This is a genomic window from Celeribacter neptunius (assembly GCF_900113955.1).
Lineage (GTDB): Bacteria > Pseudomonadota > Alphaproteobacteria > Rhodobacterales > Rhodobacteraceae > Celeribacter > Celeribacter neptunius.
Window position 1 is genome coordinate 201,279 of the sequence record NZ_FORH01000004.1, and the last position, 15,127, is coordinate 216,405.

The 15,127-nt window shown below is 58.3% G+C and carries 11 protein-coding genes; 5 read left to right on the forward strand and 6 right to left on the reverse strand.

Going from position 1 to position 15,127, the window contains the following annotated elements; genetic code table 11:
• The first annotated feature begins 233 nt into the window (after positions 1–233).
• The gene (locus tag BM151_RS21455; RefSeq protein ID WP_143093090.1) at positions 234–827 is read left to right on the forward strand and encodes a hypothetical protein; all 594 of its coding nucleotides are present in this window, start codon (positions 234–236) and stop codon (positions 825–827) included.
• Here BM151_RS21455 and BM151_RS11950 read toward each other — a convergent pair.
• The 4 genes from BM151_RS11950 to BM151_RS11965 form a co-directional block, all read right to left on the reverse strand.
• A complete protein-coding gene (locus tag BM151_RS11950) occupies positions 760–2,184 on the reverse strand; it encodes a hypothetical protein (RefSeq protein ID WP_143093091.1) in 1,425 nt (474 codons plus the stop codon). The genes BM151_RS21455 and BM151_RS11950 overlap by 68 nt on opposite strands.
• A 316-nt stretch (positions 2,185–2,500) precedes the next feature.
• Entirely contained in the window at positions 2,501–3,205 is a 705-nt protein-coding gene (locus BM151_RS11955; protein WP_090060950.1) for a sugar transferase, read from the reverse strand.
• A 384-nt stretch (positions 3,206–3,589) separates the two neighbouring features.
• Positions 3,590–4,318, reverse strand: a complete 729-nt coding sequence (locus BM151_RS11960) for a metallophosphoesterase (protein WP_090060951.1) — start codon at positions 4,316–4,318, stop codon at positions 3,590–3,592.
• A gap of 111 nt (positions 4,319–4,429) precedes the next feature.
• Positions 4,430–6,973, reverse strand: a complete 2,544-nt coding sequence (locus tag BM151_RS11965) for a hypothetical protein (protein ID WP_090060952.1) — start codon at positions 6,971–6,973, stop codon at positions 4,430–4,432.
• A gap of 370 nt (positions 6,974–7,343) precedes the next feature.
• On the opposite strand from BM151_RS11965, the gene BM151_RS11970 reads away from it, so the two are divergent.
• Positions 7,344–8,630 carry a hypothetical protein gene (locus BM151_RS11970; protein ID WP_090060953.1) on the forward strand — a complete coding sequence of 429 codons (1,287 nt, stop codon included), beginning with the start codon at positions 7,344–7,346 and terminating at the stop codon, positions 8,628–8,630.
• A 22-nt stretch (positions 8,631–8,652) separates the two neighbouring features.
• On the opposite strand, the gene BM151_RS11975 is transcribed toward BM151_RS11970, so the two are convergent.
• On the reverse strand, positions 8,653–9,786 hold the full coding sequence (locus BM151_RS11975; RefSeq protein ID WP_245781191.1) for a polysaccharide pyruvyl transferase family protein: 1,134 nt from the start codon (positions 9,784–9,786) through the stop codon (positions 8,653–8,655).
• Positions 9,787–9,991: 205 nt separating this feature from the next.
• On the opposite strand from BM151_RS11975, the gene BM151_RS11980 reads away from it, so the two are divergent.
• Genes BM151_RS11980 through BM151_RS11990 form a run of 3 tightly spaced genes read left to right on the forward strand, consistent with a single transcriptional unit; the run spans position 9,992 to position 13,745 of the window.
• Positions 9,992–11,413 (forward strand): oligosaccharide flippase family protein, encoded by a 1,422-nt coding sequence (locus BM151_RS11980; protein WP_090060955.1) that lies wholly within the window; start codon positions 9,992–9,994, stop codon positions 11,411–11,413.
• Between the two features lie 3 nt (positions 11,414–11,416).
• Entirely contained in the window at positions 11,417–12,340 is a 924-nt protein-coding gene (locus BM151_RS11985; RefSeq protein ID WP_143093092.1) for a hypothetical protein, read from the forward strand.
• A gap of 28 nt (positions 12,341–12,368) precedes the next feature.
• Positions 12,369–13,745, forward strand: coding sequence for an O-antigen ligase family protein (locus BM151_RS11990; protein ID WP_090060957.1), 1,377 nt, complete (start codon positions 12,369–12,371; stop codon positions 13,743–13,745).
• A 37-nt stretch (positions 13,746–13,782) separates the two neighbouring features.
• On the opposite strand, the gene BM151_RS11995 is transcribed toward BM151_RS11990, so the two are convergent.
• The gene (locus BM151_RS11995) at positions 13,783–15,027 is read right to left on the reverse strand and encodes a Coenzyme F420 hydrogenase/dehydrogenase, beta subunit C-terminal domain (RefSeq protein WP_090060958.1); all 1,245 of its coding nucleotides are present in this window, start codon (positions 15,025–15,027) and stop codon (positions 13,783–13,785) included.
• Between the last annotated feature and the right edge of the window lie 100 nt (positions 15,028–15,127).

Sequence of the window (15,127 nt, forward strand, 5' to 3'; positions counted from 1 at the left end):
AAGACCTTCGCTTGGCTGATTCGGGTGATATCGCCGGATTTCCGACGATATCGAATTACCGAAATCTTAAACTACCCTGCGCGCGTTTGCAGATCGAAAATTCAGCCTGAGATAAACGCGCCCCAAACGGGTAGAGTTTTCTTAACAGCGCCCTAAATCGCCACAAAGTCGGTCATATTTAGTCAAAATTCACTGACATTCACTACCATGGAACTGATGTTCATAGGTGGGACATGTCTGGTAAATTGTGGAATACCAACAAGCTCTATGGCTTGGCGCAAGTAACGCTCCGAGCCGCGGGGATCGCTGCTATCTTACTCGCTCCGAACACGGCCCAAGCCGCAAAGCCCAGATCCACACAAGAGCAGAGCCAGCAACAGGACGCCGCGGCGATAGCCTCATCCATCCCATATATCGTGCCAACGGATTATGGCGGATCGGTCAAAAAACGTCTCTCGGACATTTATGCCTTGCGAAAGTCTGCGCGGAAGGTGGAGATCACCGGCGCTGCCTGCATGTCGAGCTGCACAATGCTCTTGGGATTGGAAAACACCTGTGTCGATCCCAAGACCGTTTTCGGGTTCCACGGCCCGTCACGCAATGGCCAGCCGCTGGAACCCGCCCTGTTCGACCAAGTGTCCAAGATCATTTCCCGCCACTACCCAGCAGAGCTTCAGGTGTGGTACATGACCGTCGCCCGCTACAACCTGAGCGGTATCAATACGATGACGGGCGCCGAACTGATCCGGCTGGGCGCGGCTAGAAGCTGTGAAACGAACGCTTCCGCCATCCGCTCGCCAAGGCCGAAACTCCGGCCATCAAGCTGAGCGCCAACAGCAAAAGCACATTCGCAGCGGGCAGAGGCACCGTATTCGTCGTCCCGGTGGTTGTGGTCGTTGCGCCTGTGGTTGAGACCGTCGGGAATGTCGGCGGGCCGAAAACCGGCCTTTGACGCGCAATCCCAGGCGTCCCTGTGGCCCCTGTTCCTCCCCCCGCTGCCCCGGCACCGGTTGCAGAAAGAAATGCCCCGGTCACAAAGGGTTGGAACCCGTTGATCGAGGCTGGGTTCAGAGGATTGAAAAGGTTGGTGATGTCAGAGCCGAGACCGTTGAAGGCGAACTCGTTGGTCGGACAATCCAATGCGCCAAAGGAACATGTGCCGAAAATCGTGCCATTCTCAGACAGGGCAAATCTTGGTTGTTCTGTCACATCAGGCACAGAGGCAAAAACTTCGCCGATCACTTTCGGCATATAGAGCCCACCCGCGTCAGGATCCGGGGTCAGCGTCACCAGATGCACCGCCCCCGTGCCAGACACCGCCGTCCCGACAATTTCACCCGCATTGTTGATGTCTTCGGCATCCAACAGGGTGAACCCATCCGGCAAGGGCGCGGAAAGCTTTTCCGCGAGCGCGACAGATTGCCCGTCCGGCCCCCACAAAACGGCCTTTGCAGGGTCATCGGCACTTGCTCCGACGACTTGGCCCGCGTCGTTCAGACCCGTTGCCCTGGAACCATTGCCATCGAGACCCGGCAAGACCCGCACGGAGCCGTCGGACAGCAAGATCGCCGCCATATCCGGCGCGCCCGGTTGGGCAACCTGACCGATGACGTCACCACGATCCGACAGGGCGCCCACCGATATCAGCTTGCTTCCGTCTTCCGGCTCAAGCCGTTGCACCGGCGCGCCTTTGGTCCAAAGGAAGAATGCGCTTTCGCCGCTATCGCCAACGCGCGCCTCAAGAAGGGTCTGTCCGGCAGGGTTCACATCCCTGACCGCAGTCACCGTGACGCCCTCCGGCAGGGCCATATCCGCGACTAGCGCCTGAAGGTCTTCGGCGTTCCAGACGACAACACGGGCTTCCTTGCCGTATGTCGACCATTGCAGCGGCGACGCGAGGCCGGAGCCCGGTTTGTAGCTCGCGGGCACAAGGCCAAGATCAGGATCCCACCTGAACTCTTTGCCCGGGGTATCCGTCCCGGCGAAGCCCACGAAGGTGGCCGACCCGGTGATATCCGATGTCAATGTAACCGGGGCAAACCCCGCCGTCGGCGACCAGACGAAATCCTGGTCGTTGTTCACAAGCGGCGCCTCGCCTGCCAGATCCGCCGATGGGGATTGCGGCAAAGCCAGCGCGGCCGTGGCAACTGTGTTCAATAGAACAATCGTCAACAATCTTGTCATGGTTCCCCCGCAACTCTTGAAGCACTCTCGGCACTGCTGTGCACATCACTCGGCATTCAAACTCTTGTACCTTCGCGGAAGATATACCAAATCGACCCCGCATTGGCAAAAATATGCCCGTTTATTTACAATACGGCTGTTCTATTGTGTTGTTTTTGCACAAAAACTCTTAACCATTCTGGTTAAGAGTTTGCTAACAAGAGGAAAATAGCTTCGCCAGGCTCCTCAGCGGCACTCGCAACAAATCCGCGCAATTCTTAACTTTGTTAAGCATTTAGTGACAATTAACCAAAGACTCACGCGGCGAGACCGGTTGTCAGCTTCCTGTGCGGCGCACCACCACACCCACAGTTTTCCAAATGTAGAAGAGATCACTCTTCAGGGTCAGCTTGTCACAATAGAACGTGTCGTATTTCACCCGATCGGTGAAACTGGTCTCGCCGCGCCCAAAGACTTGCCAAGGTCCGGTGATGCCCGGACGGACGGTGTAATAGGCACGGCCTCCCGCGGCGACATAAAGGAAATCCTGGTCGTCCATAAAGGGGCGCGGACCGACAAAGCTCATATCCCCGAGAAGGATGTTCCAGATCTGCGGCAACTCATCGAGACTCGAGGCGCGCAGAAAGCGGCCAATCTTTGTGATCCGCGGGTCATTGGCCAGTTTCTGATTCCGGTGCCATTCCTGAGCCAGTTCGGGATCTGCATCACACATCTCACGCAACACGGTATCTGCGTCCATGATCATGGTGCGCAATTTCCAACAGCGGAATTCACGGCCACCCACACCAATGCGGGTCTGAGAGTAAAAGCCGGGGCCACCGTCGGCACGCACAAACGCCCAGAGAATGAAAACGACCGGCGCAATGATCGGTAGGGTCAGCACGGCCATCACCAGATCAAAAAGCCGTTTGCCGCCATTCTGATAAAGTTTGCCCGGCTTTCGAAGTGCAACATCGAACCGACCGGATCGATCAGCCGCAATCGCGCTCATTTCAACACCAACAACACTTGAATCTTTCATGCGTACCCCCCCCGGGCTTCGTCGCAATACCATGGTCAATTCTACGAACGCTCGGCCCCCGGCTTTCAGTCCCTGGGAGACGCTTTCATTGACCTTGGGTCACTCGTCCTATGAATGACAGCTTGTTGGCATTGGGCCCGGCCTGTCGAGTCAAAATTAATCTTGTTGTCAGAAATCACAAAAAGGCCCCAAAATGGCAGGTTTTATTGCACATTTCGACACGTTTCCATTTTGAAAATGGAAACAATATCTTTCATTTTTAGAATTGTTGCCATGTCGTGGATCGGAATCCACGAACTCTCGAATCAAAGTTAAGACCCGATCAACGCAAGCGCCGGTTCATTCCGGGCGGATGCATGCGGTTTTCACGCGGGATGGGTTTCGTCAAACCCGCTCATCGAATGAAACTGTTTCGAAACGCAAATCGCCCTCATCGATCAAGGCGACGGTCAAGCGGCCTGTCGCATAGGCCCCGGTGTCAATTGAGATGCAGCGTTTGTGCAGATTGGGCAGGCCGGTAATCGCGTGGCCGCGCACCACCCAGATGCCATCTTTCCTCAGCTTTCGGCCGAACTTCGGGTGCCCCCACAGGAGCACCTGCCGCTCCTGCTCCTCGAAGGGCAGACGAGGGTCCGCACCGGCATGGACAACGCCCAGATTGCCGCTGAGCCACTGCAGCGGGAGTTCACGCAGCCACGTGATCATCTCGGGTCCCATCCTGTCGGCCAAAAAATCGCGCAAGGCGATCAGCTCCTCTTCAGAGACCGGTGGTTCCGCAAGGCTTTCTCCGTAGCTCTCCAGCGTCGACAACCCGCCGTGCTTCAGCCAGCCGGGACCGGCCTTGAGCGGCTCATCGAGAAAGCGCAGCATCATCTCTTCATGATTTCCCGCGAGACTGATGATATCAGTGCGATCATACAGAATGTCGAGAACCGCTGCGCTGTCTGGTCCGCGGTCGACATAGTCGCCGACACAGATGATCTGACGATCTTCGGCGATGGTCAGGGCCCGCTCAAGCAAATCTGCACGGCCATGGATGTCCCCGATGACGGCCAAACTCCGGTCAGGGCGCAGGGTTGCGGGATCGGAGCTTTTCCAAAAGTGTCGCAGCATATCAGTCTCGTATTCGGTCCACCGCATCGCGGTGACGCATCATGTCTCTATTTCGCCTCGCGCATCAACCAGCAATGGGAATTGCCCCTGATCGGCGGGCGCTTCGAGCGCTCAAAACGACTCTGCGGCCAGTTTGCTGTTCCCAATTGACAGCCCGCCCTTCCGGTCTTTTCCTACACGCTGGAGCACGATCATCAACAATCGGCTCTCGATCGGCAGGGTGCCGAGATCGAATTCCATCCTGGCGCCGTCTTTGACATCGCCCTGCCAGCGGATCAGTTCGGTGGGTTCTCCGCCCAGCGCCCGCACCACGACCCGGAGCTCGGTGGCCTTGGTCGCGTCAAGACCGACATCGAATGAGAACCGATAAGCATAGCCGCCCTGCACCGGCAATGTCTCGGACAGCTTGAGTTGCGTCGCAGTCCCTGTGGTCTCGGTTGCGGTACCATCCCGAGCCACTTGCCAGGCGGCATTCGGCGCCCATTCGACCGGCATGTCGGTGATGACCTCGCCCGTCGAGGTATGCGCCAGAACGGTAGCGCCTGTCATCGGACCGGTCATGCCAAGCTTGAGCAATGGATCGTATGCAGCCGCCGCCTCCCGCAGCACAAGCGCCTTCGGGGCAGCTGTGATGTCTTGTCCGACATAGGCCTGAGCCCCCCACCAGTCGGCGTCATTGGTCCGGCTGTGGGACATGAAATGCATATATTCGGAGAGACCGTTTTGACTCATGGTCTGCAACCAGCGTGCCAGCACATAAGCCCCGGCCCTACCTTCGTTGAACGCCTCGTACATGTCAAAGCCACCCTTCACGGGATAGGCGACATGGCTGCCTCCTTCGTAAGCAACGAAATTCAGGCCCAGCGCCCGCGCGTAATCGGCATGGGCCTCGAGGCGAAATTTCTCGCTGATATAGAGCCCGGAGCGCAGGCCCGGGAAGATTTCGCCAAAGAGCTGGTTGCCATAACCGACGAGCTGGGTGGCAGAGATCATCTGCGCCAGAGAGCGGCTCGGTGTGCGGTCGAAGACCAGAACATCGGTCCAGCGCGACGCCCGCCGGCCTTTGTATTGCAAAACATTTCCCTGCAACCGCAGCACGTGATCAAGCTCTGTCAAAGGGTCGAGCCCGGCTTGAATATCCTTCCAGATCAGCTCGGTCACACCGATATCAAGCGTCTCGGACCAGGGCATCTGCAACGGGGTATCGAGCTGTGCAGGGGAAAGCCGGGCAAGGCGATCTTCATCTGCCCCGAACAGGATCCATCGGGCCAGCGTGTCGGCCTGCGCCTCTGCGCCTTTCACCGTTTTCAGAACATGATCGGCCACCGCCGCATCTGGCCGCCCATCGGCCAGGGTGCCGCCGAAATACATTGCCACGCTGTAATCCGTCACGACATCCAGCGGCAAAGGCGTCCCATCGCGCATTTTGCGCGATTGCTCGGCCCGAAAGTAGCGCACCAGATAGCCATTGGTCAGGCTGCCGTCCGGGCGTAGCGAGCCCGAAAACGCCCAGCCTGGCGCCACGAACCGCGCCTCCCGTCCATGATCATCGAACGCGTGGTCGAGGATCTGATAGAGGTGAGGCCCCCGGTAGGCGGCCCATTCCGCCGCCGCGACCGGCCCGTCTTCGTGATAGCCCTTGAAGACCGTATGCGCCTCCCGCAGCGCGTAACGATAGCCCTCAAACCCGCGCGAAGTGTTGAAAAGCTCATTGCCGTATTCCCAGCGCGGCACCAGATCCGGATCGAGATGCTGCGCCACATAAGACCCGAGCCTGGCCGCCCGGTCGTCGGTGACATCCACCGGCAAATTGATCCAGGGATCGGCCTCGGTCTCATTGGCCAGTTCCACCACATATTCGATCGGCGCCGAGACTTCGAAGCGGCTCTCATTCTTGGCGCCGCCCGCGATGTTGTTGAACGTGTAATACTCCGGCGAGACATAGCGTTGCTCGGGATTTGGCGAGGTCCAGTCGGACCCCTCTTTGCGCCAGCCATCGCCATCTTCTTCGATACGATTGGCGCGCATCCAATCCATCAGCCGCAGCGCCTCATAGTGTTGCAGATCCTTGATCAGCTCCGGCGCGAAAACCTCGCCCGCCCGAAAGGCCTTCAAATGAGACTCATGCACCAATGAAAGCGCGTGCAGGTGCTCCCCCTGACGGAGCGAGTAGATCAACATGTTGAGCTTGGCGATCTGTTCCGTGCCAACCTCGAAATCGACATCGACATACCAATAGGAGACACCGCCGATTTCCTCGCTGGGCAAATAGGCGGTATTCACCTTCTGCGCGAGCGTTCCCTGGCTGCTGCTGGTCAGCGAAAAGAGCCCAATGCCCTGACCATAGAGCCGAAACCGGCCGGTATGTGGCGCAATGCCCGCCACGTCCTGAGAGCGCAGCAAAAGCGAGGACACGACATATTTGCCCGGCACGTTGGTCGGATAGCCGTTCTCGTCGAGCACCATCCGTCCGGTATTGTCCGGATCATCCCACGGCCGCGCCCCTTTGAGCTGGTTGATGAAGATCACCAGATTGTTGGCGCCACTTGGCGAAAACCAACCAACATTCGCCCCGATCCGGGTCGCTGACGCCTGTTGTTCAAAGGCTGGCAAAGAGGCATCGAAGGCGAGCGCCTGCGCCAAATCACTATCCATGAGCATCATCTCCCGGGCAGACCTGGTCGATCCGTATCATATCGTCGTTGCGCTGTAACATGGCTTGTCCGAATTGACGCCGCCTCGGCGGAAGATTGTATATCTGCCACCAAACGGCACTGAAATCTCGGGTCTCGCTGTTTTTCTCAGCAGGGTTCTGCCGGAAGGGCGGTGGGCTAAACCGTTGAATTTCAATTTATGCGTTCTTGATATATACCGAAGCTCGGAGGGCTCACGAATGCAAGAACGCGCTCTTCAATTCTACATTTCAATTCTGTGTTCTTTCACATTCGGTTGCAACCAAACTGTTCTCTGACAATTCCGGTAGGTCTCAATGCGCTCAAAAAACATCCGGGACACCGTAAAGACGATGGTTTTGAAGACGGTGGTTTTGACCGGCCTGGTTGCGCTGGGACTTTTCGGCGCATTCTGGCACTGGGCAGAGGCATCGCCGGCCCGTGAGCTGAAAATCGTGATCTTCGGCGGCCAATCGCTGGCCTTCGGCGCAACCGGCCGGGACTGGGTCACAACACAGGCGCAATTCCCCAATTCCCTCATGCTCGATTTTGACGATCCTCAGAATGGAGCGCGCGGCTGGGAAACCGCGCCGGTCGATTCGAACGCATTCCATGGGTTCGTTCCGCGTTTCGAAGTTAGCCAAGAATCCCCGGCCACGGGGACGATGAACATTCTGGCGCGCGCGCATCCAGAGATCGACTTCATCAGCCTGCATTACGGCAAATCCGGTGAATCTCTCGATTTTATTCGCGACAATACGCTTGCGGGCCTGTTTGGGCAGTTGGAGCTCATCAAATCTTACGCAGATCAGCAGGGCTATCGGATCGATCCGGCGATCGAACTGGCCTGGATACAGGGGCAGTCGGGTTCAGAGAGCGACTATTCCGAGTCCCTGTCGCAACACCGTGCAGAGGTCGAGGCGCGCGTCAAAGAGATCTTTGGAGAGCCATTCGGGGTCACGCTTTACACCACGATCACCCGTGGTTTCGGCGGAAAAACGGTCACAGGCGAACAGTTTCAGGCCATTCGCACGGACAAACATATTCTGTTGGGCAGCACCGAAGTTGTCTTCAACGCGCAATACCCGGCCAATGGCAAAGCCGCAAACGCCCACCTCACCGGCGAAGGTTACTACATGATGGGAGCACAGATCGGCACACATATTCTTGCGAAAATGAATGGCAAACCGATCGCGCCGATTGCCGTCGAAAAAATCACGCAACTGGCCCCAGACCGGTTCCTGATTACCTTCTCTGGTGTCCTCGGCCATTTGCAAGAGGACGATTCCGTCTTTGCCGATGACGATTTCACCGGCGTGCCGGCGCATTTCGGCATCGACATCTACCGGACCAACGATGGGCGCCTGCCCGGCGACATCGTGTCGAGCCGGATTGTCGATGCGAACAGAATCGAGATCGTGTTCAGCAAACCCTTGTCGGGCGCGTTTCGGCTCTGGGTCGGCCGCAGCGAATCCAAGGGCTGGATGGTGGGCGGCGGTGGTGCGGGCTTTGGCGGCACCACGCTTTGTGACAGCGGACAGATCTATAGCGCCGTGCCGCCGACGGGCGGTAGACCCCTTCGCAAAGACCAGCTTTGTGAATTCGTGCCGCAGCAATATTTCGATTTCACAATGCGCTGAATACACCCCGTGAAGCGCGTGTTCAGACCGCTTTGCGCATTTCTTCCGCCATCAGATCGGTGTATTTGTCCAAACGCTCATCGACCCGGGTCAGGGCCGCGTCGATCTCGGCGCTCAGCGCCGCGCGGTCGTTAAACCCGGCCTCGATTCCGGCCATGATCTCATCCGCCGTGTCGCTTTTGCAATCCACCGAACGGTCGTAGCCCAGCGTGCCGAACACGCCGCGGAATTTACGACTATAGGCCATCGGGACCACCGGCACACGCGAGGAAAACGCCGCGATGGTCGCATGCATCCGTGCGCCCATGAAGAAATCCAGCCCGGCGATATAGGACTTCGCCTCGATCGGTGATTTGAAAAAGGGCGAGACGATGATGCCGGGAAACTCCTCGGCCAGCGCCTCGTTCACGCGGTGATCATCCTCGACCGCGATTTCATGCGACTGAACATGCCCGACCAGATGCAGCTCGACATTTTCCTGATCCTGGAAAAAGCGGATAATCCGGCGGATCAGCTCAGGATATTCCGCTTTCAGCCCGAATTGGTTGGACTTTGTGTAGCCGCCGTTGAACAGAAGCCCGGAGACATTGAGCCCGACCTTGATCGGGCCGCCTTCGGGGCGCGGTGCCGGCGGATCATAGGGCAGGCGCATCGCCACATCCGTGGCTTCGAGCACGTTTTCCGTCACCCCCATTTCGGTCAGGAATGCCGTGGTCGGCGCGTCGCGGCTGACCACCAGTTTCGACTTTTTCAGCGACCATTTCGCGAGCGCCTTGGCCCAGCCTGTGTCAAAGGGCCCAACGGTCTGTGGCGAGAGAATCAACGGCTTGCCCATGCGCAGCGCATGAAGCTTGGTCGCCCAGATGGTGAAGAAACGCTTGGGGCCATAGATGTCGGTGAAACTGTCACCACCACCAATATCGACAACCATATGCGCGCGACGCAGCCCGTTGGCCAAAGGCCCCGACGGAAGGGGAATATGGCGGGTACGGAAATGCAGATTTTCGATATCGTCCCATTCGCCATATTCGGGGCGCGGATCCTGCCAACTCATCGCCAGAAAATGTGGCTTCACCCCCGCTTTGGCCGCCGCGGATCTGAGAATTTCGGCGTTACTGAGGGTCAGAGCACCAACGCCCAAATTGTCGGAGTTCATCGAATGCCATAACAAAGCAAGTGTAATTGTACGCATGATTCTCAGTGTTTTTGCTTGGGTTCGAGGCCAGTTTTAATCACTTGATAGCGTATTACAAAGCCAATATGTTGCATTGCAGAAATTAGTATGTCTGCCATGAAACTTGCGGTGATGATCGTGGCACTAACGCCTCAGAGTTTAACAGTTTTGCAGACACGGATTGCCCATGATCGGTAAGGTCCTGGTGCTCTTGTCCGGCAATGCCGCAGCCTCCGTCATGCTGCTTGCGCGCAACCTGATCGTTGCGCGCCTCATCCCCGTCGAAGATTACGGGATCGCGGCAACCTTTGCCGTGACCATGGCCCTGATCGAGATGTCGACGCAGTTCGGCCTGCAACAGCAGATCGTGCAAAGCAAAGAGGGCGAGGACGATCGGTTTCAAGCCGCGCTACAGGGGTTCCAGCTCATGCGCGGGGTCCTCGCCGGGATCATCATGTTTGTGCTGGCCAACCCGATTGCCGCATTCTTGAAAATCCCCGAGATCGCCTGGGCCTATCAGGTGATGGCCATCATGCCGGTGCTGCGCGCTTCGCAGCATTTCGATATTCACCGGCTCAATCGCTCGCTGCGCTACGGACCGATGATTCTGACCAGTGCCGTGCCGGCGCTGATTTCCCTGATTGCGGTCTTTCCTCTGGCCATCTGGCTGAAAGACTACCGTGTGATGCTCTTTGCCCTGGTGCTGCAAGAGGGTCTGGCGGCGCTCACCAGCCATGTGTTGGCGGAACGGAAATATCGTCTCGTGCTTGATCGCGACATCATCACCAGATCGCTGGGATTTGGCTGGCCGTTGCTGCTGAACGGCGCCCTGTTGTTTCTGGTGATGCAGGGCGACAAACTTCTGGTCGGGCGTGAACTTGGCATGGCATCCTTGGGTTTGTTTGGCATGGGGATCACCCTGACCCTGACACCAACCCTGATCCTCGCAAAATCGACTCAGAACTTCTTTTTGCCGCAACTCTCGGCCGCCTCGAATTCGGGCGACCATCAGGCATTCGACACCATGGCGCGGGCCGCCTTTCAGGCCGGGCTCTTGAACGGCATGGTGATGCTGTTGGGGGTTTTCGCCCTGGGCGTTCCGCTGATCGAGATTCTGCTCGGTGACAAATACGCGCCGCTGCAACCGCTGTTGATCTGGCTTGCCGCCCAGCAGGCAATTCGCGTGTTCAAAAGCGGACCCTCTACGGCGGCCGTCGCCTGCGCTCAGACATCCAATGCGCTCTATCCCAACCTGCTACGGGTCCTGGGCCTGCCGGTCGCGTGGTGGATCGTGCTGCACGACGGCGGGCTCTGGCATGTTATCGTCGTGGCGCTCGTGGCCGAAGGACTGGGTTACGCTCTTGCCCTCGCTCTCGCACATTGGCGGCTCAACATCGATCTGCGCCCGCTCGTTCCCAGCGTGATCGCGATCTCGCTGGTGATCGCGGCGGCGCTTGCCCAACCAGCCCTGTTCAACGGTGCGCCGCGCATGTGGACAGGATTCGCCCTCCTGATCCTCGGGCCGCTCCTGGTCATCGTTTCGATGAAGGACCTTCGCACCTACGCCCGCAATCATCTCCGACCCACCACTTCCAGAAAAAAGGTGTAAGCCGTGTCAGATGCTGCCCGCATTCTCCTCCACGTCGGCTATCATAAGACAGCCACCACCTGGATGCAGAAGCATCTGTTCATGCCAGCACATGGGTTTCGTCAGCTGCTCGACCATCAGGAAATTTTCGATCTGATCGTCAAGCCTCACGGGTTGCGTTTCGACCCGGAACCTGCCCGAACCCTGATTGCCGAGAGATTGCAGGCGCTGGAGCCCGGCGAGGTTCCCGTCATTTCCTCGGAAGTGCTCTCGGGGCACCCTTTTCAGGGCGGCCACGAAAGCGACGTCTATGCCGAACGTCTGGCCCGGATCGCGCCGGGCTCCAGGATCCTGCTCTCGATCCGGGACCAGATGCATATCATCCCCTCGGTCTACATGCAGTATCTGCAGCGCGGCGGGACCATGCCTTTTGACCAGTTCTTCGAGGGGACAACGCGGCCCGGCTATTTTGGCTTTACCCCAGAGCATTTCGAATACGACCTGTTGGTGGCGCATTATCAGACCTTGTTCGGGGCCGAGAGCATCTACATGCTGACACAAGAGTCGCTCAAGCAAGACATGGACGCCGCGGCTACCGCCCTCGCCGAATATGTCGGTGCGACCGGGTTTCACGGGTTGCAGGCCTCTGCACGAAAGGTACACGCGGCGGGCTATCCGGAATATTCCGCACCGTTCTTGCGGCGCGCAAACCATGTGCAAACCAGTACGCTCAACCCCTGCCCGATCCTGTCCTTTGGCGAAACGCCCGCCGGGCTCTACCGGCTGGCCGGTGGATTATCACGGCGCTGGCCCGTGGCGCCCTTCATGAAAGGGAAACGCCCGGTGAGCGCCTATGTAGCAAAACGTTTCGCCGGTCGTTACACTGAGAACAACAGGAGACTGGCGAAGATCATTCGCCATCCTCTGGATTTGAGCCAATATTGCTGAACACGAAGCGCAGAAAGAGGTCAGCGTTGTGAGTATTGCCGACATATCGCCCTCGGGTCGCGTCGCGCGGGTGGCCCGTGTCAAAGAAGACAAGCTGTCGCCTCTGGTGACGCTCTATATCTTCTGCGTCGTGATCCCGATCTATTTCTATGTCGGACCGCTGTATCTCAATACGCTCCGCGCCATGTTGCTCATTCTCGTTGTTCCCTTGTGGGCGCGTCTCCTGATGGGCCATTTCGGCCGCGTCATCGCGACCGACTGGCTGCTTCTGCTCTACTTCCTTTGGACCATCCCCGCCCTATGGGTGAACAACCCGGACCAGGTGGTCCAGCAATCCGGGTCGACCGGCGCCGAGTTCCTTGGGGGTTATCTCGTCGGGCGGGCCTATGTGCGCAGCAAAGGCGCGTTTCTCACCCTGTGTCGGCAACTCTCGCTCATCGTGTTGCTGCTTTTGCCCTTTGGTCTGGTCGAGGCGCGGACCGCCGATCCGATCATTCCCGATCTGATCCGGCGTTTGCCGGGGGTGTTCTCTGTTCCGGACGTCGATATTCCGGGGCGGATGGGGCTCAACCGGGTGCAAAATTCGTTCAACCACCCGATCCATTACGGCCTGTTCTGCTCGGTCGTGTTCTCGCTCAATTTCATCGCGCTGAATGGCAAGATCGGGACCGCCTGGAGATGGATCTCCAGCGCCCTGATCGGGATGGGCTGTTTTCTGGCGCTCTCTTCCGGCGCGCTTTTGGCCCTGCTCCTGCAGCTTGGCCTGATCACCTGGGCCTTCGTCTTGCACAAGGTCGAAAAGCGCTGGTGGATTTTGCTCGGGCTTTTTGTCCTGGCCTATATCACGGTTGATCTGCTCTCAAACCGGACACCAATCCGCGTTTTCCTAAGCTATGCGACCTTCTCCGCGCACACCGCCTATTGGCGGTCCCTGATTTTTGAATACGGTTTTCAAAACGCGCTCGACAATCCGCTCTTCGGCATCGGCCTCAATGACTGGGAACGGCCGGACTGGATGTATGGCGACAGTATGGACAACTTCTGGCTGGTGGTCGCCGTGCGTTTTGGCTTCCCGGCCGCGATCTTCCTGATCGCAGGCTATCTCTATGCCCTGTTCAAGGTGATGTTCCGGGATCTCGACAGCGACCCCGATCTCTGGAAAATCCGACGCGCCTGGGTGTTCAGCTTTGTCGGCCTGACCTTCACGCTCTGCACCGTTCATGTCTGGGCGAATATCTATTCCTTCGTCTTTTTCATCTTCGCCGCCGGCATATGGTTGATGGACGTAAAGCCGAAAGATGACGACGAGCGAACGGCCGAGGCAGATCGCGATACTGGAACCTCATTGCCCTATTCGCGTTTTGCCCATGTATCGCGGCAGGACCGTCAGCTGAAACGCGGCTGAGGCTCATAGAGAGATTATTGCGAGGGAAAGAACGGACTTACGCGCGCTTCCAGAGGCCGCGTTTGAGAATCCTGCGCAAAGTCCCAACCGTCGAGGCCAGTTTTTCCTTGGGGGACAGCGCCATCCACGGCGTAAACAGATCCAGGCCCTTGAACCTGGTGTTCGGCATGCCCATCACACGATGTGCAAGCCGGCGCCCCCAGACCGACCCTTTCTTCCTGAGCAACCCTTCCTGTGACTTGTCGAGCTTCCAGGTCTCGGCCGGCGTGGCCGTCAGATAGCCTTTCGCGATCGCCCCTTCGATGATCTCTTTGCCAAGCTTCGTGCGGGCGACAATGAGGGAAAACCCGGGGTTCTCGCCATCGGGTTCCTCGTACCAGGGATCGCCACAGGAAATATCGGCCAGCTCCCCCGCCCCGTCAGGCCAGAGATGCGCGGACCAGGGGCGGAACCCCTGAAGATAGGCCCAGGCACGCTGATAAATCCAATGCTGGCGTGGCGCCTCACCTGCGTTGCGGGTGGTGAAATAGCCCGGCCAGCCATAGCCGCGATACCGCAATGTCTCCAGCCCTTCTTCGGGGACACCATGTTCGGCCATCAGGCGCCGGGTCGCCTTTGTCGGCGGAGTTTCGGCACAAAAGAACGACAGGGTCACCCCGACTTTTTCCGCAAGTGCGGGGCGCAAGGCCATGGCGTTGCGCGTAGCGGCGATCTCGACCGGCTTGCCGATAACGACACAGGGTTTGGGCGCAGCCTCCACCCCTCCGAGGCCATCGCACACGGAGGCCGGCGAATAACGGGACCCAACGGCGGCCAGCAATTCGTCACGCGTGTGGGACAGTCGGGTCTTGTTGCGGATCGGATCATCGGGATCTTCGCCGGTATGCAACGCCGCGTGGTAATCGAGCTGTTCGAGACAATATTGCGCAATCGCGGTCAGTGCGCCACCGGAGCTGCCCTTGAACCGGAGTTCCTCGTCGTTGGCGTAGCCTTCCCAGATCCCGGTGATCGCCCCCCAGTTGGTCTCGGTCTTTTTGTCGACCGAAGCCACATAGTCATCGCGGTCCTTGAGCTGTCCGTAATCAGACGTGATCGTCGGGCAAACCGCGCAGGCTTCGCGGATCAGCGCAGGCGCGATCCCGTCCGAGAATTGCGGTCTCAGGCCCACATGATCGATATCGACCATGGCAACCTTGTCCGGGGAACAGATGTAGGAGCACGCCCCACAGCTGAGACAGAACCGGGTATCCGTGATGCGTTTCAAATCAGCTTGAAGGCTCATATAGGGTACGTCCGCGAATGATTTCTCCTCCCCCCTGATTGGCTTGTATCTTCCGTGCGATCAAGCCTTCAGCCCGCATATTCTCATCTATTCGCGATCC